Genomic DNA, 18,567 nt, shown 5'->3' on the forward strand with positions numbered 1-18,567 from the left:
TCGGCGCCACGCCCGCTCGCTGCACTGCCGGTCTCTGTTCACCCGTTGCCGGTGAATGTTCGGTGTCTGTTCGCATTTGCCGCTCCGCGTTCGGACAGGCATCGCAACGTGCGGTCTGCGTTCACAAACTGCCGCTGTTTGCCGGTCGCTGTTCGGTTGCGTTCATGTTGATGGACGCGATGCGGTGCGACGCGCTGATTTGTGGCGGGATTTCAGCGATGGCTCGACATGCCATCGAGCCAAGAGGAGGGAAATGATTGAGTGCAGGATAGGCCGGCCGCCAGCAATCGGCTGCCGCTAGACTGACCCGAAAGCAGAAGGAAAGAACCTTGATCAAGTTGCTGCACACAGCCGACTGGCAGATCGGCAAGCAGTACGGCCAATTCGACACCGACGAGGCGGCGCTCCTGGCCGAGGCACGCTTCACGGTGGTCGAGCGGCTGGCCCAACTCGCTATCGCGCAGGGCGTTGATGCCGTACTGGTGGCGGGTGATGTGTTCGACGCGCAAGGTGTCGCTGACAAGACCATTCACCGACTCTTCAACAGCATGGCCGCGTTCAGCGGGCCCTGGGTGTTGATCCCCGGCAACCACGACGCCGGCCTTGTCGAATCGGTCTGGACCCGCGCCGCGCGCCTGAACGCGGTGCCCCCGAATGCGCATGTCTGCCTGCGACCAGAACCACTCTTGCTCCCTTCGCTGGGCTTGGCCGTGCTGCCGGCGCCGTTGACGCAGCGCCACACATACAACGACCTGACCGAATGGTTTGCTGCGGCGCGGGTGCCACCGGGGCTGTTCCGTGTGGGCCTGGCGCACGGCAGCGTGCAGGGCATACTGGCCGAAGACATCGACTCCAGCAACCCGATTGCAGCAGCGCGCGCCGAGCAGGCCGCACTGGACTACCTGGCCCTGGGTGATTGGCATGGGTGCAAGCAGGTTGACGCACGCACCTGGTACAGCGGCACGCCGGAAACAGACCGCTTCAGGGCCAACGCGTCCGGCCAGGCACTGATCGTGAGCCTAGTCGAACCCGGCGGCCTGCCGAGCGTGGTGCAGCACGCCACAGGCCAGTACCGCTGGCGCGAAGACACCGTGGATCTGCAGGTGCCGAGCGACATCGACGCCTTGCTGCAGCAACTGGCCGACCTGACAAGCGCCGACGTGGTCGCACTCAACTTGACCGGCCGCATTGACCTGCCGGGACGGCGGCGCTTGGTCGATGCCATCGGCCAGGCGCGCGGCCGAACGCGCAGCCTCGCCGCCGACCTCTCGGCCTTGCGTTTCGAGCCCACCTCCGAAGACTTCGGCGCGCTGCAGGCCGACGGCTACCTGGGCGACGTGATCGCCAACCTGCGGGCGGCCCAGGAAGATGCAGCCGCCGAGTCGGCGGGCGTGGCGCGCGACGCGCTGGCGCTGCTGGCCGGCATCCTGGATGAGCGCCGCGCTGGCGCGAGGGCTGCGCCGTGAAGATCACGCGCATTCGGCTGGAGCAGTTCAAGCAGTTTCGCAAGCCCGTCGAGATCACGGGGCTCACCGATGGCATCAACCTGTTCACCGGCCCCAACGAAGCCGGCAAGAGCACCATCGTGGCCGCTGTGCGTGCGGCCTTCTTCGAGCGCCACCGGTCCAGCAGCGTCGACGACTTGCGGCCGTGGGGCGACGCGTCTGCATCACCGACTGTGGAACTCGAGTTCACCGTTGCAGGCCAGCCCTACCGCCTAACCAAGAGCTTCCTGGGCAAGAAGCGCTGCGAGTTGCAGGCCGGCGCACAGCGGCTCGACGGCGCGCTGGCCGAAGACCATCTGGCCGAGCTGCTGGGCTTCCAGTACGCGGGCAAGGGCGCCAGCGCGGCACAGCACTGGGGTATCCCTGGCTTGCTGTGGATTCAGCAAGGCGCAGGCCAAGATATTCAAGACCCGGTGGCGCATGCCACCGGCCACCTGCGCAACGCCTTGAATGCGTCACTGGGCGAAGTGGCCAGCAGCGGCGGTGACGACGTGCTGGCCACCGTGGAGACGCAGCGCAACGACCTGCTGACGCCTGCAGGCGGCGCCCCTCGTGGTGCCCTGTCTGAGGCCTTGAAGCGACAGGCGCAGCTGGACGCTGAGCTCAAGGCCGCCGACACCGACGTGGCCACCTATCGGCACAAGGTGGACTTACTTGGCGGCTTGCGGCGCGACCAGGCTGCTGACGAGGCCGAGCGGCCCTGGGCAGGCTTTCGCACGCAGGAACACGAGGCGCGCGTCAAGCTCGAAGCCATCGAACGTGTACAGAGCGCGCTGGCAGCCGAGCGCCAGCGCACCGAGCAACTCGACGCACAGGTCAACCTGCTACGAAGCAGGCTGGAGGCATTTGCCGAGCAGGAGGCAGCGGCCAAGGCGCGCGGCGTGGCGGTGGACGCGGCGCAGCTGGCAGCGAGCGCTGCGTCACATTTGGTGGCGCAGTGGGCGACCCAGGCCGGCGCCGCGCAAGCATCCTATGAAGCCGCGAGAAACCTGCTGCGCCGGGTGCGCCAGCACGACACCCGCGCCAGCCTGGCGCGGGAACTTGACGAGCTGAAGCACAAGGCCCAGACCACGCAGCTGCGGCTGCAACAGGTGGAGGCCGAGCAAGCCAGGGCGCTTGATCTGCAGGCGCAAGCGGCGGCGGCGCAGATCGATGCCGGCGTACTGCAGCAGCTGCGCACACAGAGCCAGCAGTTGCGCGAACTGCAGATTCAGCGTGCTGCGGCGGCAACGCGCCTTCGTTTCAAGCTCCTTGATGGCCACGGCGTTCAATTGAATGGTGAGCCGCTGGCTGGCACCGGCGAAAGGCTGCTGCTGGAAGCCGCCACGCTGCAACTGGGGGCGATGGGCCAGATCGAGATATCCCCCGGTGGCGCCGACTTGGCCGAACTGGGCCGCCAGGAGAGCGCCGTGAGCGACGCGCACGCAGCAGGGCTGCAACGGGCGGGCCTGGCGTCTCTGGACGAAGCCGAGGGGCGGCATCAGGCGCACACACAACGCGCCGCCGAACTGAAAGCGATGGCCGCCACGCTGAAGGCCCTGGCGCCGAAGGGCGTTGACGCGCTGCGCGCCGAGGCCTTGGCACAGGCCGCCCGGGCGAAAGATGTCGAGGCGGCGCTGGGCAAGATGGCTGCGACGCAGGAGGCAGCCGGCGCGCCGCTGCCATCGGTCTCTGAGGCCGAAACTGCCGAGGACGGCGCCCGCCGCGCTCTGGAGCAGATCAACGCCAGCCTGGGCCCGGCGCGCGTCGCTGCGGGCAACGCACAAACCGCGCTGGAAGGCGCGCAGCGCGAGCACCAGGCAGCGCTGCTCTTGCTGAATGCGCCCGACCGTGCCGGCAAGCTGCAGGCCGCCAGCCAGGCCTTGGTGGACGCACGCGCGGAGCAGCAGGCACTGGCCGCCTCGGTCAACACCAAGGCCGATGAGGTGGCGCAAGCTCGCCCCGACATCCTGAAGCAAGACGTCGAGCGCTATCGACGCAGCGCCGAACAGCTGGAGAAGAGCTTCGAGGAGCGCAAGACGGCCTTGCTTCGGATGGAAGTCGAACTGGAGAGCGCCGGCGCGCAAGGCCTGGAGGAGCGCCGCGCAGCGTTGGCGCGCGACCTCGCGCAGGCGGCCCGCCGCGCCGAAGAGTTGCGCCGCCGTGCTGCGGCGCTGGACCACTTGCTGAAGCTGCTGAAAGAGCAGCGTGGTGTCTTGACGCGCAAGCTGCAGGCGCCGCTCCAGAAGCACCTGAACCACTACCTGCAACTGCTGTTTCCGCAGGCGCACCTGGCGATCGACGAGACCTTGAGCCCCGGCCCGCTGACGCGCAGCGGGCCGGCGGGGCCGGAGTCAGGTGCCTTCGACGCGCTGAGCTTCGGTGCGCGCGAGCAGATGGGCGTGATCAGCCGGCTGGCCTATGCGGACTTGCTGCGCGAGGCGGGGCGGCCGACCTTGATCATCCTGGATGACGCGTTGGTGCACAGTGATGAAGAACGGCTGGCGTTGATGAAGCGGGTGTTGTTTGATGCGGGGACGCGGCATCAGATACTGCTGTTCACGTGTCATGCGATGAACTGGAGGGACGTTGGGGTGAGCGCGAGGTCATTAGATGCTGTCCGTAACTTTTCTGGATAGCTCTTGTAGAGCGAGTAGACGGCAGCGACGGCTTGCGCAACCAGCTCAGCTCAACGATTCTGGGATTTGCCATGCGGTCACAAAGTAGGCGCTGCGCTGATCGTGTCTGCACCAAACCAGTTTTCAAGAGTGGCGAGCGCCTGTGGCGACAACTGTTGGGTGAACAGAAGAGAAAGTCGTAACTTGGGCCTTGAGCAAGCAACGTAAAACAGATTACGGTTCCGCTCGTACGCGGCTTCTTTCGCCGCAGGAATAGCTTGCGCGCCAGCAAGTTCAAGCATCTCGCCAAAGTTGTATTGGTTCCAACCGCGACCAATCACGACAAGCACATTCTCAAACTGTGCTCCCTTGACGCCGTGCTTTGTCTCAAAGGGGGAATGGCCGTCGAGGTACTTGCGAAGTGCCTTGATCTCAACATAGGGAACCGCACGGAGCTTCTCGAGTTCCACCAAGGCAGGGGGCATTTCCTCTCCGGTTGTATTGGCGAAGGTGCGTAGTTCGCGTTCTCGCTTTTCGACGGCGTCCGGAAGTCTTGGCCGCTTCTGCGAATGCAGGTGGTCGATGACCTGGCCGACGGTACCGGTTTCCCGCAGCGCGATCAGTTGCGTCATTGCGGAGTGCCAAGACGCCTTATCCGCATGGCTTCGTATCAGCGGTGCTCCGCCGCCGAGCGCTTCGAACATTGCGCCGAACTTGCGCGCAACAAAGGCATCGCACGCGGGCTCGAGTTCATCCACAAAGAACTCAACGTGCGGATGTTCCTTCTTCGTGAAGGCTTCGTTGTACCGAAACGTACCTGGCAGACTCGAATATCCCTGTTCGCTCGCCAGCAGCCTATGCGTCAGCATCAGGATCTTCGTGCGATCAGGGGATAGATTCCATCCGACTTTCTCAAGCGAGGCCTTGACGCGCACAAGGGTCTCATGACCGACATCGGAAGGCAGATCACCCGCCCAGTGCGCCCCCTTCTGGCGTTGACCTTTCCAGTCGTTCGAGTGAAACACATGCACCTGCCCGACCGCTTCGGGATCCTCGACGAACTGCCGTAGCTCCGGCCGCATGCGGTTGAGGCAATCAACTACGGTCTTGACCGATCGGAAGTTGGCCTCCTTGCCAATTTCGGTCACGGCAGCATGCTCAAGTCTGCCGCAGCCGCCACCATAAATTTTCTGCCAGTGGTCACCAAAGAAGCCGAACAACGGTGCCTCGGGTTGACCGAGGAAATGGGTCTTGATCGCCTCAACCCAATCGTTGTCGGTGTCTTGGTATTCGTCGACCAAGATGATCGGAAAGCGATCCGAGATCATGCGACGGAACTTCGCATGCTCCATTAATGAGATCGTCAGAGGAAGCACGTCATCGTGATGCAACGAAGCGCGATCATCGCGGATGGATCGATGCCCGAGGCTGTACTCGATGGTGCGTTTCCCCAAGCTGCCGCCTGCTTCCTCGAGGCGATCTTTCCACGCAGGAAGAGCCTCCACCAAAGCGCGGAGCGGCTTCTGGAATCCGCTGATCAGCGACCAACAGAAAGCATGATTCGTCTCGCAAAAGATCAACGGGCTTCGATCTGTACGCGCTGCGATCTCATCCTTGGCGACATTGGTGAACGTAATGCACGCAATCTGCTGGCTGCGTTTGGGTAGCGTTTTCCCATCGCGATCAATCAAGAACTGGAGGGCCTTGATCAAGGAGTAGGTCTTGCCAGCACCCGCGCCCGCTTCTAAGCGAAAACTGTTGCCGGCATCGAGGCAGGCATACATGGCCTCGAGCGCGCGCCGACTCGCGTCTTCTGCTGGAGACTCGATCTCAGGCATTGACAACTCCACCAACGGGAGCTACAGCGGCTTCAACGGCCAACGCCAACACTGGATCGGGCACAGGCACTTCACCGCCGGCCAGCCAGCGAACGCCGCTAAGGATGTACGTCGGCGCCGTCCATCCGGTCTCTGCGATTGCGTGCCTCAAGGCGAACTCTGACTTCTTCAGCTCATCGGCCTTGTCTCGAGCTTGTATCTCCAACTCCTGCGGTGTTTTACCAGTCAGCCCGAACATTGCTGGGTTTGCGAGGATGAAAGCATCCTCGAAGGTTCTCCCGCAGGGGCCGCCCTTTGTCTCAGGGCATTGGTAGGCAATTCGGTTTCGCGTGTTTACTTTCTCTGCATCGGACTTCGCTAGGAGGCCGGCCAGCGTGAAGGGATCGTCATTGGAGAACCACGATTTCAAGGCCGCGTTACTTGAATACGTTCCTTTGTGTACCGCACAAGCCTTGCCACCGGCCTTCTCAACAGCATCCAGATCGGTGACGATCAAACTTCGGAGTTCGAGGAACTGGAGCAAGTCGAAGAAAAGGTGAGCGTAGGCCCCCCCGACTTCCATCACCGTCATGTATTGGCTGGACAACTTCGGGCCGTCAGGTTCGGCCGTTTCCAGCTTCTTGATGATGATGGGAAGCAACAGCCTTTCGCTCAGCCCTTCGACAAGCACGGCCTTGTCGGCGAAGAAAAGATCGCAACGCGTCAGCGTCATGTATTGGTGCAGAAACTTCTTGTCGGGCTCTGATGTTCCCTTCAAGCCCTTCCGCAAATCCTTGATCCTGGTCTGACGGACGCCTTCTGGCGCTCCGGGAGAGCTTGTTCCAAGAAAGTAGCGGATGCTCTCGAAGCCCGCCTCATTGGCGACGTGTGACGAATGAGTCGACACCACGAACTGCACCGGCCACGGCGTTTTGTCCACAGTGCTGGCGACCAACTGCTGTGCGATTTTGGCCAACTGACGGACAAAAACCTCCTGCATCTGCGGATGCAAGTGGGCCTCAGGCTCTTCGATGAAGATCAGATGAACACCTGGCTCGGTCGCCTCCGCCCGAAACGCCTTATAGAACCCGGCGAGTTGCAACAGGATGAAGATCAGGTTGCGCGCTCCGAGACCGTTGTACGACTCTGGCAGGGCGATGCCGCTGTACCCTGCGTAACGGACCTTCGTGAAGTTGGACAACAGTTTGCGCACATCAAGGATGGTTTCCGTATGCAACTCCTGTCCGCCAAGACCGGGGTAGCCGAAGCTCTGCAAGGCAGGCACCAGGCTTTTGAGCTGGCTGCTGAAGTTTGTATCGATCTGCGCTTGGATGTCCTGAACCGCGCTCTTTAGCGCTTCGGCGATCTGCTTGTCGGAGGAATCGGCTGCCGGCGAAGAAGCCGTCGCAAACAGGCTTTCAACTGTCTTGGCAAGTACATCCGATTCGCGCGACGTCACATCGTCCAAGCCGCGCTGAGCATTGATGAAGCCCGTCTTCACCAAGCCTCGCAGGGCAGCCGGTTGGAGCTGTCGCAGGTTGTCAGAGTCGTTTGGGTCTTCAGCCCAAATCTTGAGGCTGAAGTCGCCGGGGATTCTCTCTCGCAGGGCACGAAAGAACACGGTCCGCGTTTCGTCTGTCAAAGGTGTGGTTGGATGACCCTCAAAGAAGCGCCCGACTTGACCATCTTTCAGTTCATAGCGCACCGCGACAAGCGCTTGCGCGCATGCGGGGTCAAGATCGACTACGAAGGGGCTCAGGGGGCCAAGCTTTGGTTGTGCCGGGTCGTAGCAAAACTTGAGTCGAAGCTCTATCGCAGGAACGAGAGCACGGATAGCGTCGTCTTCTGCCCCGTTGTTTCTTGCTTCAAGGGCTGCACAGAAACCGTCATAGCAGGCGCTCGAGAAGTCTTCGAGCTGAAAGACCGCAGTGCCGTCTGCCATCAATCGACGCATAACCTCATTGAGGGATGTCTTGCCGCTGTTGTTTCGTCCCACGATGACGGTTGTCTGTTCTTCCAGGGCCAGATCAACATTGGCCAGAAGACGGAAGTTCTTGATCTCGACGTGATGGATGTGCATTTGTCTCTCAATGACGGCATGGGCTCAAAGACATAACAACGTAGGCGTGCTCCACGCAACTACCTTGCGACCCAAGCGATTGCTGCTTCAAGCCGCGTCCGAACTGCAGTTCCAGTTCGTTGCAAACCAAGGTCTCGCGCCATCGTGAGTACAACGCTGTCCGCGTGAGCTCCACGGCTTTGCACCTCTCTTGCTAGCTCGGCAAGCTCGGACATGCAGATCTCATCCACGACTCTCACGGCCTCGCCACTTGGTCGCCGGAACACCATTGGTATCTCGGGGCCACGAGCTGATGCCCAGTAAAACGTCCCAACGTCCTCATCGGTCGTTCGGTGTGCCATCCTCGCCAGCCTCTCCACCCGCTCCTGAATCCGCGCCCCCGTCCGCTGCCACCCATGCGCCCGCGCAATGCGCCGCGCCAGCGCCGTGTCGAGCACCGGCCCCTCGACTTCGACAACGTGGGCAATCATCGTCATCAGCACCGCGTCGTAGCCGCTGTCGAAGAACGCGTCAGCGTTCACCGCACTTACAACGGACGCAGGGTCCGACTCCACAAAGACGGCTGAACCAGCCCCCGTACCGCTGGCCGCGTTGTGCGCATAAACCTCGGCTTCCTGCTCTTGCGGCTGCTGTTCAGCCGGCCCGGGATTCAGCCCCAACCCAAACTGAACCTGCGCCGCGCCATCAACGCCCGCGCCGCTTGAAGCCGCAGCGTCAAGTGGCGCAGCCTCCTCGCGTGCCTTCGCTATGGCCGCTGCTGCCGCATCCGCTGCAGCCTGCCTCTCCGCCGCTTCCGCACGCTTGACCCTGCTGATCTCCAGCAAGCCGCGCAACTTGGCGTCCAGTCTCTCCAGCGTCCGCACCCGGTCCACCCACCAGTCGGTGGACCACACGCGCTCGATCTGCCAACCCAGGCCGCGCAGCACTTGCTCGCGCAGCATGTCGCGGTCGCGAGCGGTGGCGCTGCGGTGGTAGGTGGCGCCGTCGCACTCAATGCCGGTCAGGTAGCTGCCCCGCGCATCGGGGTGCACCACGGCCAGGTCGACGCGGAAGGACGATGCGCCGATCTGGGTGTGCAGTTCCCAGCCCTTGGCCGTCAGCGCCTTGGCCACGGCTTCTTCAAACGGGCTTTCGAAGTCGCCCAGGCTGCCGCGCGTGGCTTCGGCCAACGCGCGCGGGCCGCGTTCGGCAAACTCCAGAAAGTGCTTCAGGTCACGCACGCCCAGGGCCTGTGTGCGCGCCAGGTCCATCTGCTCGCTCTTGAGGCTGCTGAACACCCGCAACTCGTGCCGCGCGCGTGTGATGGCCACGTTCAAGCGGCGCTCGCCGCCGGTGCGGTTCATCGGGCCGAAGTTCATCGACACCGCGCCGGCCAGGTCGGGCCCGTAGGTGATGGAGAAGTACATGATGTCGCGCTCGTCGCCCTGCACACTCTCCAGGTTCTTCACGAACAGCGGCTCCAGCTCCACCTCATCGAAGTGGGGCTCGATGGCGGGGTCGCGCCGGCGTTCTTCGTCCAGCAGGTCTTCAATCAGATCCTTCTGCTCGGTGTTGAAGGTCACCACGCCAATGGTCAGCCGGCTCTCGCGAAAGCCTGGCGACTTGAGCCGCGCCACGATGTCGGCCACCAGGGCCTTGGCCTCGGGCTTGTTGATGCGCGCACCCCTCTTTTCATACGTGCCCTTGACGTGATGGAAGCTCACTGCCCGGTCTTCAGTGACGGGTGATGGAAAGGTGACGAGTGATCCGCCGTAGTAGTGATGGTTGCTGAATGCGATCAGGCTCTCGTTGCGGCTGCGGTAGTGCCAAGCCAGGTTCATCGTCGGCAGGTTGGCGCCCAGGCATTCGTCGAGGATGCTTTCCAGGTCGCCTTCCACATCTTCTTCATCAGCCGACGACTCGGCGCGGTCGAAGAAGTTGGTCGGCGGCAGCTGTTTCGGGTCTCCCACCATCACTACTTGCTTGCCGCGGGCGATGGCGCCCACCGCGTCCCACACGGGGATCTGGCTCGCTTCGTCGAACACCACCATGTCGAAGGCGTTGGCGTCGGTGCCCAGGTACTGCGCAATCGACAGCGGGCTCATCAACAGGCAGGGTGTCAGCTTTGTCAGCGCCGACGGGATGCTGCTCATCAGCGCGCGCAAAGGCATGTGCGCGCGCTTCTTGTTCATCTCGTGCCGCAGGATGCCCCACTCCGAGTTGCGGGTCACTCCGTCCTGCTTGGGCAAATCGGCGCACAGCGTGGCGCGCACCCAGGCGCGGGTCAGCTCGGTGTACTGGGCTTCCAGTGCCCGGAAGTCACCAATGCGCTTCTCATGCTCGGCTGCGACAAAGCTGCGGATGACGGGTTCGTTGTCCACCGCTGCATTCAGCCACCAGCGGCTGTAGCCGGTCTCGAAGGCGCGGCTTGTGGTGCCGGGCGCGATGGCGCCGTTCTCCAGGCCCGCCACCAACGGTGCCAAGCCCAACGCGATAGCCTGCTGGCTGGCCTTGCGCCAGGCACACCAGGCATTCAGGCGGGGGGCGGCCTGCACGATGGCGCTGCAGCGCTGCGCCAGTTCATCCAGCGTCACTTCGCCGAAGCTGGCCTGGGCAGTGTCTGTGAAGACTCCGGCCGCGCTGAGCCTGTCGATGCAAGGCTGCAGCGCGCCCCAGGCGGTCAGGTAGCTCTGGCCCGCAGCGGCGATGGGGCCGGCAGGCTCCAGCAAGGCATTGCCTTCGCCGAGCAACCTATCCAGCGCAGTCTTGAGCCCAGCGATGTCTTCAGGAGTGCTGGCCAAGTTGGCGATGGCCGTGGCTATCGAGGTCTGGAACTTCGATGCCTTGTCCAACTCGTCGACGCGGGTGCTCAGGCCGTTCCACAGGCCGGCCGTCAGCGCCGTCAGGTCGTTGAAGCTAGCGAGCTGCTGTTCGATGACGGCGCGGTCGCGCAGGCCCTGCCAGTCGGTGGCCATGACGGGGCCGCAGTCGCCCGTGACAACGCTAGGGTGCTCGCCAGCCAGGGCGCCGGCACCGCGCACCATTCCGCGAGCGGCATTGAAGGCCAGTGCGGCCTGCACCAGCGCTTCGCGGGTGGTACGTCCGGCCCACAGGCCGGCAGTTGCCAAGCCCAAAAATTCAAGCGCTGCGATGTCGGTGTCCAAAGCCCCCAGCGCACGCACCCGTTCCAGGTCTTGGGTCAGGCGTTCGCCGCAGCGGCCGCTGGCCACAACTTCCAGGCCCTGGTCGGCCCAGGTTTGTTCCTGGCGCGCAGCGGCCAGCACTTGCTGCATCTGCAACGCGGCGTCCACCAGCTCAGGTCGGGTTTTCAGGCCCTTCCAGACATCTTCGGGGCCGGGCCCCATCTCCAGGTTCTGCACCTCGGCTCGCAGGGCCCGCAGGCGCACCAACAAGCGCAGGTCTGCAGCGACATCTGGCTCACCTTCGCCGGTGACGGCTGCCTCCAGCGCGGCGCGCAGCTTGCGCTTGGCCAGCCACGACATCGGCCAAATGGCCTTTTCGGCCTTGGCCCAATCGCGCTGCAGCTGGTTCACGTTGAGTTGTTCGACTTGCTCGCCATAGCTCACCGAAAGCTGCTGCGTCGCCTTCGTGATTTGGTCGAGCAGCGCCAGGCCCTTGCGCAGTTCACCCTGCACCTCGGCCGCCCAGGGTAGGCCCAGTGCTGCGTGTGCGGTGCGTCGTCGCATGAGCAGCGCCAGGCCTTGCTGGCACGCAGTCACCACGGGTTGCGGCCAGTCCACAGCGAGCTGGGCACTGATGTCTCTGTGCTGCTTCAGCAGGCTTGCGCCCGCCTGCAAACGCTCGAACAAGTTACGCGCGTCGGCGCGCAACACAAAGCGCCAGTCATGGCCCGCAGAGTGGGGCAGGGCCCTGGCCAGCACGCCCACAGCGCCACGGGCACGGCGATTTAGTGGCATAGCCGGCATGCCGATGGCAGCGGCAAAGTGTTGATGCGTCGCCTGCAGGGTCTGCACGGCGGGCAACACCTGCCTCGCCGCGTCCACCAGGGTTTGCTGCCAGGCGGGTGACCAGTCGCCCTGTGCCACAGCCGCCAGCGGGTGGCTCAGCAGCATGCCGTGCCCCACTGCGGCGGCGTTCACTTCAAGGCGATCCGCAATGTCGCGCAGGCCTTCCAGCGCGACGCGGTCGTGGGCGCTGGCCTGTGGCCAGCTCAAGGCCAGGTCGGGTAGATCTTCACCATCCACCACCCTACCGATGGCGTCGAAGATGCTCAGGCCGTTGGGATGCCTGAAGTGCAGGCGTTCCACATAGCCGTTCAGGTCATTGCGCAGGCGCTGCAGGCGCTGCGCCTGCGCACGCCATTCCTCAGGGTCCACATCGCCCTGAGCTTCCCAGGCGTTCTGCAGCTGCGCCAGCACGTCGAGCTTGCGCGCTTTGCTCGAATGCAGCTCTAAACAGAATTCGCCGAGCTTCACTTCGCGCAGGCGCCTGTACACCACGTCGAGCGCGGCGATCTTCTCGGACACAAACAGCACCCGCTTGCCTTCGGCCAGGCACTGGGCGATCAGGTTGCTGATGGTCTGGCTCTTGCCCGTGCCGGGCGGGCCGATGAGCACGAAGTCCTTGCCCTTCACGGCCGCCATAACTGCCGAGAGTTGTGAAGAATCGGCCGGCAGCGGGCAGAAGGTCTTCTCGGGCGAATACTCGTGGTCCAGGCGTCTGGGGTTCGGGAAAGAAGCGCCTTGTGGGTAACTGTCGCGGGGCGTGTCGATCAGGTGCTTGACGACTGGGTTTTCACGCAACTGGTCAGTGCGCTCGGTCAGGTCCTTCCACATCAGGTACTTGGCGAACGAGAACATGGCCAGCACCACGTCTTCGGCCACCTCCCAGCCCTTGATGTCTTTCACGGCGCGTGAGACGGCCTTCCACACGGCGCGCACGTCCAGGCCCGCATCGTCTCTGGGGAGTTCGCCATCGGCGATGCCGAGATCGAGCTTGAAGTCTTGCCGCAGCATCTCGATCAGCGTCGGGTTAAAGCGGGGCTCGTCGTCGTGCAGTGTCAGCGTGAAGCCCGAACGCATGCTCTTGCGGTGCAAGGTCACCGGCACCAGGATCAGGGGTGCGCGGTACTTGCTGCCGGGCTTGTCGTCACGGTTCCAAGACAGGAATCCGAGCGCCACGTACAAGGTGTTGGCGCCGCCTTCCTGCAAGGTCGTGCGTGCGGTGCGGTAAAGGTCGACCAGACGCGGTTCGAGTTCGTCCTGCGCGACTCCGATGAACACTTCATGGCGCTTCAGGGCGTCCCGCGCATGCTCGCGACGCAGATCTTCGCGTTCGCGACCCTCGTGTATGGCCTGGCTGCGCAGGTCGGCACCGTCCATCAGGTCAGGCCGTGCCAGCAGCTTCAAGGCTTGCCCGTTGGCCAGCAAGTCTTCGAGGGCGCCCGCGTCGGGCGCTTCCAGCTTCAAGGTCTTCTTGCCCGACTTGAAATTGAGCAGGTTGTTGCGCAGTGAGAGATCAAGCAGCTTGCGTTGCCAGCGCGCCAGCCGGTCCCTCGGGTTCAGCGTTGTGGGGTCGGGGTCGGGTTGTGCGTCGTCGTCGGGCAGCTCAGGCGGTTCTTCAAAGGTCGGCTCCACCACCACGGGTGCGTCCGCAACAGACTTGGCCACCAGGCTCTCGGCGCTGGCCAGCGGCTTGATGCGCTGCAGCCGTGCCCGGCGGATGTCCACCGCCAACTCGAAGGCCTCTTCGTTCTCTTCCGCAATCTGCTGCGCTGCATGCTGGCTGGCAAAGCTGAAGCTCGGCGCAGGCCGTTGCGTTGCCAGCGTGGTTTCGAACAGCAGCAGTTCCTTCAGCTTGACCCGCTTGCGCAGCGCCGTTACGTCATCCACGACCGTTGTCGAGAACTCCTCGGCCTTGAGCCAGACACCGGCAAAAGCATGGCCCTTGGTGAACACCACCAAGGGGTTCAAGCCCGCTTGTTCGATGGCGGCGCAGAACAGCAGCGCCAGGTCCAGGCACGTCGCAAGGCCCGATTCGGCGACCTGGGCCGGGCTGCGAACCTTCTGCCCGCTGTGTTCGAAGCTTGCAGGCGGTAGTGCGTAGTCCAGGCCCATCGCTGCGACAGCGCTCCAGATGGCCGAGCTCAGCTCCCAGGCCCGTTTGCTTCCGCCCTGGTAGCCGTCGAGCGCCGGACGCTTGCCGTTTTTGCGCAGGATGTCGGCCGCTTGCTTCAGCAATCGCTCGACGGCAGGCTCATTCGGCTGCACGAACGCGGCGACCATGTCGGGCAGGTGGTGCGAGATGCCGCCCCATTGGTTGCGCGGCAGTAGCTCGACGGTGCGTTTCAGGCTCGCAAGTGCCTGCGTGCTGGCATGGCGATGGTGCAGTGACAGCGTGACGACGGCGGACTCGGCTTCTGTCAGGCGCGTCAGCAAGAGGCCATCGAGTTGCAAGTCCAGCTCGGTGATGCGGCGCTCGCTGCCAGCGGCCAGCATGTCGATGTGCCACACCTTGGGTCTGACAAATGGCGGAATGGACTCGATCCGAAGCTCCAGGTCCCTCGCGTCCGCCTCGGATGCGTTGGCGATGCCCAACTCGCGAAGCAGTGGCACGGCGTTCTGGAAGTCCGCCAGATTTAGCTTGGTGACTAGCGTCGCATCGATGCGAGCGCCCAAGCCCGCAGTCGTCCCGTCGCCCCCGGGCGTCGCTACTCCCATATCTCACTCCCCCACAGGCCAGTCGGACCTTTGAGCCTTCAAGGCACCCCCGGGGTGCGTGTCCTTGGCTGCACTGCACGCCAGAGCGTGCACCCCTCTTTGAAGCATCTTGTCACAGATAACGCTCGGGAAGAGGGGAGCGCCAAGTGGGCCGGCGCGAAATGGCCTAGAAGACTGATGCCCTGCGCTTTCCTGCGAAGACCCGCTACCAACGTTCCAGCCCCTGACGATCCTCCGGTTGATCCACATCCGGTCTGCCCAGCCCTCCTCAAGGCGTGCGGCGGAAGAAATGCCAACCTGTGTCCGAACTGTCGGCAAGTCAGTCGCGTGCCTCGGCGGCCATCCAGACTGCCCGATCTATGGCCACTCACTTCGCGTGGCCGTGGTCACTTGACACGCATAGGGCGGTCGGTCACGCACAACGCGATGGCTTCGCGCTGAACCCTTTTGGCCCACTTTTGGCCCACCTCCCGCTACTTCTCGTCTGAGCAGTGCCTCGCGGAAGAGAAAAAGCCTTGCAAGTCAAAGACTTGCAAGGCCATGTCTGGTGCGCCCGGTTGGGATCGAACCAACAACCCCTGCCTTCGGAGGGCAGTACTCTATCCATTGAGCTACGGGCGCGAAGCCCGCCATTCTAACAGCGGGCTTCTACCGCCCGGGCGGCTCCATGGGCGGTGCCTATAATTCGGCGGTTTTTCGTGTCGCGCCCGGCGTCGGCACGCGAAAAGCCAAGAAGACCGACAGGATCGACAAGAGGAATCCATGAGCGCCAGCCACGATCACCACCAAGACGACGCCCATACCGGCCCGATCAAGACCCCCAAGCAACTCGCCTGGGCCGTGTTCTTTGCCTTTGTCGTGCCCATCCTGCTCATCATCATGCTGGCCAACTACGTGACCACGTCGACCAAGCCCGCCGCTGGCACCGGGGCGCTGGAAGGCGAGGCCGTCGCCGGGCGCATCGCGCCGGTCGGCCACGTCGAAGTCAAGGACGCCAACGACGCTGCATCGCTGAAGACCGGTGAGCAGGTCTTCCAGGCGCAGTGCACCACCTGCCATGCCACCGGCGCGCTGGGCGCTCCCAAGCTGGGCGATGCGGCTGCCTGGGGCCCGCGCGTGAAGAGCGGCGTGGAAGCGCTGCTGAACTCGGCGCTGAAGGGCAAGGGCGCCATGTCCCCGCAAGGTGGCGGCGAATTCAGCGACTTCGAGATTCACCGTGCCGTGGTCTACATGGCCAATGCCGGCGGCGCCAAGTTCGACGAGCCCAAGGCACCGGCCCCGGCCGCGTCCGCCGCGAACTGAGCCTCCCCGCTCCGCCGATCAAGCCCGCCGCGCGCGGGCTTTTTCAATCAGGGATGGGGGCGGCGCTGGTAGCGGTAGAGGGCCGGCAGCTTGGCGGCGAGGCAGTCCTGGGGCGTCCAGCGCCCGGCCTCGACGGCCTCGGCGGCCAGGCCCATGTCCTGGGTGTGCACGAGGCCCAGGCCCAGGTCGGTCAGCAGGTAGAGGTGGCCGGTCTCGTCCAGCCAGACAGACTCGACCTGTGCCTGCCGGCCGGTGTGGCTGAGCACCGCACCGTCAGGCTGCAGGCGCCAGACCCAGGGCGTGCATTCAAGTTCGACGTAGACCCGCTGCGGCCCGTTCTGGAAGAACCAGGCGCCGCGTTCGTCGCAGTCATAGTTGCGGCCGATGAAGGCGAGCAGCTTGTCGTGGTCGATGCGGCTGCCCTTGACGCGCGGGAAGGGCCCGGCCTGCTGGATGCGGTCGTCGCGCATGTACCAGTCGCCCCGCGCGTCGAGCGCGAGCCAGCCGTAGCAGTGGGGAACGTTGGGCCACTTTTTCAGGGCGGCTTCGACGATGGCATCCATCAGCGGTTTCTCCAGAGCCAGTCGCAGACTTGCTCGGGCATCGTCAGGAGATGCCCTGGCAGGCGCCCGGCTGGGAAGCCGACATGGCCGCCGTGTCCGGGTTGCCAAAGTGTCACATAAGCGCCCACTTCAGCGGTGTGGGGCAGGCTGTGGCAGGGTACGAAGGGGTCGTTGCGCGCGTTCAACACGAGGGCCGGGATGCGGATGCGGTGCAGGAGGGGCTTGGCCGCCGCGCGGGCCCAGTAGTCCTCGGTGCCCTTGAAGCCGTGCAGCGGCGCCGTGAAGAGGTTGTCGAATTCGTAAATGGTCGACGCGCGCTTGAGGCGCTCGCCGTCGAACAGGCCGGGGTGCTGTTGCAGTTTGCGCAGCGCCTTGGGGATCATGGTGCGCAGGAAGCGGCGCGCGTAGACGTGCTTGTTGAAGCCGCGGTCGATGGCCGCGCCGGCCGCAGCGAGGTCGATGGGCGAGCAGATGGCGCAGACGGCGTGGGCGACGTGGGCGGCGGCCGTGCCGGCCTCCTCGGCCCAGCGCATCAGCGCGTTGCCGCCCAGGGACACGCCGGCCACGACGAGCGGGCGGCCGTGGCGTTCGCGCAGGCGCTGCAAGATCCAGCCGACCTCTTCGAAGTCGCCCGAGTGATAGGCCCGCGGCCCGCGGTTCAGCTCGCCCGAGCAGCCGCGGAAGTGCGGCAGCGCCATCGCCCAGCCGCGCGCGCGGGCGGCACTCGCGAAGGCGACGCTGGAGTGGCTGGTGCGGTCGCCTTCCAGGCCATGAAAGAGCACGAGCATGGGCGCCCCGGCCGGCGCGTCTGCGAGGAAGTCGACGTCGATGAAGTCGCCGTCCGGCGTGTCCCAGCGCTCGCGCGTCCAACTCGGCAGGGCGCCGTCGTGCTGGCGGCTGAAGAGGGCGGGCCAGATGGTTTGGGCGTGGCCGCCCGGGAGCCAGCGCGGGGCGCGGTACTGCATGGCACCGACGGCCTCAGTGCAGCGTGCCTGCGTCTACCACCAGTTCCTGCACATCGCCGGCGTTGCCGGGGCTGGCGTGGTGCAGCACGAGGCGCCAGCCGAGGGCCGTCTTGAGGAAGACATTGGTGGCGATGACCCAGGCCTGCTGGGGCTCGCCGACCCGCTGCACGCGCTCCAGCACATGGTGGATGGCGCAGTCGCCACTGTGCAGGCGGCGCACACGCTCGGGGTGGATGTTGACGGCGCCGCGCTCGAACACCGCTGCAAAGGCCGCGCGGATGGCGCCCAGGCCGACGATGCGCGGCCCGCCCGGGTGCACGCAGGCAACCTCCTCGTCATCGGCCCACAGGGCCATTAGGTGGTCGAGGTCAGCCTGCTGCAAGGCCTCGTAGAACTGGGCCTCGGTGTCGTCGGGCGAGGCCAGCAGCGCGGCCGTTTGGGCGGGGGAGCGGGACATGTCAGTGGTGGTTGCCCACGACCTCACCGGCTTTCAGCTTGTAGGCCGTGCCGCAGTACGGGCACTGACCCTGGCCGCCGTGGGTCAGGTCGATGAAGACCTTGGGGTGGGTGCTCCACAGCGCCATCTTGGGGTTGGGGCAGAAGACGGTGCCGTTGTCGTTGCAGTCCTTGGCGGTGACTTCGACGATGGCGGCAGGAGTTTGGGTGGTGCTCATGTGTTGTGCTCTCAGACGGCCGTCAGCCATTCGGCGTATTTCGGATTGCGGCCATTGACGATGTCGAAGAAGGCCGACTGGATCTTCTCCGTGATGGGGCCGCGTGTGCCGGCATATTCGCCCGAGCCGATTTCGATGCGGTCCAGTTCGCGGATGGGCGTCACTTCGGCGGCGGTGCCGGTGAAGAAGGCCTCGTCGCAGATGTAGACCTCGTCACGGGTGATCCGCTTTTCCACCAGCTTCAGGCCGAGGTCGGCGCAGATCGCGAGGATGGTGTTGCGGGTGATGCCGTCGAGGGCGCCGGCCGAGAGGTCGGGGGTGTAGACAACGCCCTTCTTGATCATGAACAGGTTCTCGCCGGCGCCCTCGCTGACGAAGCCGCTG

Annotated in this window: 12 protein-coding genes and 1 tRNA gene; 4 read left to right on the forward strand and 9 right to left on the reverse strand. The window is 64.5% G+C overall.

The features are described 5' to 3' along the window. The 3 genes from ABIS05_RS17685 to ABIS05_RS17695 form a co-directional block, all read left to right on the forward strand. Nucleotides 1-257: hypothetical protein (locus tag ABIS05_RS17685; RefSeq protein ID WP_348014458.1), on the forward strand; the 257-nt coding region annotated here is incomplete at its 5' end. Between the two features lie 72 nt (nt 258-329). After that, complete coding sequence (locus ABIS05_RS17690; protein ID WP_348014459.1) at nt 330-1,466, forward strand: DNA repair exonuclease; 1,137 nt, start codon at nt 330-332, stop codon at nt 1,464-1,466. Further along, nucleotides 1,463-4,123, forward strand: coding sequence for an AAA family ATPase (locus ABIS05_RS17695; RefSeq protein ID WP_348014460.1), 2,661 nt, complete (start codon nt 1,463-1,465; stop codon nt 4,121-4,123). The genes ABIS05_RS17690 and ABIS05_RS17695 overlap by 4 nt, the downstream gene beginning before the upstream one ends. A gap of 77 nt (nt 4,124-4,200) precedes the next feature. On the opposite strand, the gene ABIS05_RS17700 is transcribed toward ABIS05_RS17695, so the two are convergent. The 4 genes from ABIS05_RS17700 to ABIS05_RS17715 form a co-directional block, all read right to left on the reverse strand. After that, on the reverse strand, nt 4,201-5,940 hold the full coding sequence (locus ABIS05_RS17700; RefSeq protein ID WP_348014461.1) for a UvrD-helicase domain-containing protein: 1,740 nt from the start codon (nt 5,938-5,940) through the stop codon (nt 4,201-4,203). Beyond that, a complete protein-coding gene (locus tag ABIS05_RS17705; RefSeq protein ID WP_348014462.1) occupies nt 5,933-7,999 on the reverse strand; it encodes an ATP-dependent endonuclease in 2,067 nt (688 codons plus the stop codon). The genes ABIS05_RS17700 and ABIS05_RS17705 overlap by 8 nt, the downstream gene beginning before the upstream one ends. Before the next feature lie 59 nt (nt 8,000-8,058). Continuing rightward, a complete protein-coding gene (locus ABIS05_RS17710; protein ID WP_348063298.1) occupies nt 8,059-14,637 on the reverse strand; it encodes a DUF3320 domain-containing protein in 6,579 nt (2,192 codons plus the stop codon). Between the two features lie 587 nt (nt 14,638-15,224). Beyond that, nucleotides 15,225-15,300, reverse strand: a tRNA-Arg gene (locus ABIS05_RS17715). Nucleotides 15,301-15,441: 141 nt separating this feature from the next. On the opposite strand from ABIS05_RS17715, the gene ABIS05_RS17720 reads away from it, so the two are divergent. After that, on the forward strand, nt 15,442-15,981 hold the full coding sequence (locus tag ABIS05_RS17720) for a c-type cytochrome (protein WP_348014464.1): 540 nt from the start codon (nt 15,442-15,444) through the stop codon (nt 15,979-15,981). 47 nt (nt 15,982-16,028) lie between these two features. Here the strand turns inward: ABIS05_RS17720 and ABIS05_RS17725 are convergent, their stop codons facing one another. The 5 genes from ABIS05_RS17725 to ABIS05_RS17745 all read right to left on the reverse strand — a co-directional run. Next, nucleotides 16,029-16,544 carry a DUF2946 family protein gene (locus tag ABIS05_RS17725; protein WP_348014465.1) on the reverse strand — a complete coding sequence of 172 codons (516 nt, stop codon included), beginning with the start codon at nt 16,542-16,544 and terminating at the stop codon, nt 16,029-16,031. Beyond that, on the reverse strand, nt 16,544-17,509 hold the full coding sequence (locus ABIS05_RS17730; RefSeq protein ID WP_348014466.1) for an alpha/beta fold hydrolase: 966 nt from the start codon (nt 17,507-17,509) through the stop codon (nt 16,544-16,546). Before ABIS05_RS17730 ends, ABIS05_RS17725 begins: the two co-directional genes overlap by 1 nt. A 13-nt stretch (nt 17,510-17,522) precedes the next feature. Beyond that, entirely contained in the window at nt 17,523-17,966 is a 444-nt protein-coding gene (locus ABIS05_RS17735) for a nuclear transport factor 2 family protein (RefSeq protein WP_348014467.1), read from the reverse strand. 1 nt (nt 17,967) lies between these two features. Then, nucleotides 17,968-18,183: a zinc-finger domain-containing protein gene (locus ABIS05_RS17740; protein ID WP_348014468.1), complete on the reverse strand. Its 216-nt coding sequence runs from the start codon at nt 18,181-18,183 to the stop codon at nt 17,968-17,970. 11 nt (nt 18,184-18,194) lie between these two features. Then, nucleotides 18,195-18,567: aminotransferase class IV (locus ABIS05_RS17745; protein WP_348014469.1), on the reverse strand; the 373-nt coding region annotated here is incomplete at its 5' end.

This window comes from Roseateles sp. (assembly GCF_039929605.1).
GTDB lineage: Bacteria > Pseudomonadota > Gammaproteobacteria > Burkholderiales > Burkholderiaceae_C > Pelomonas.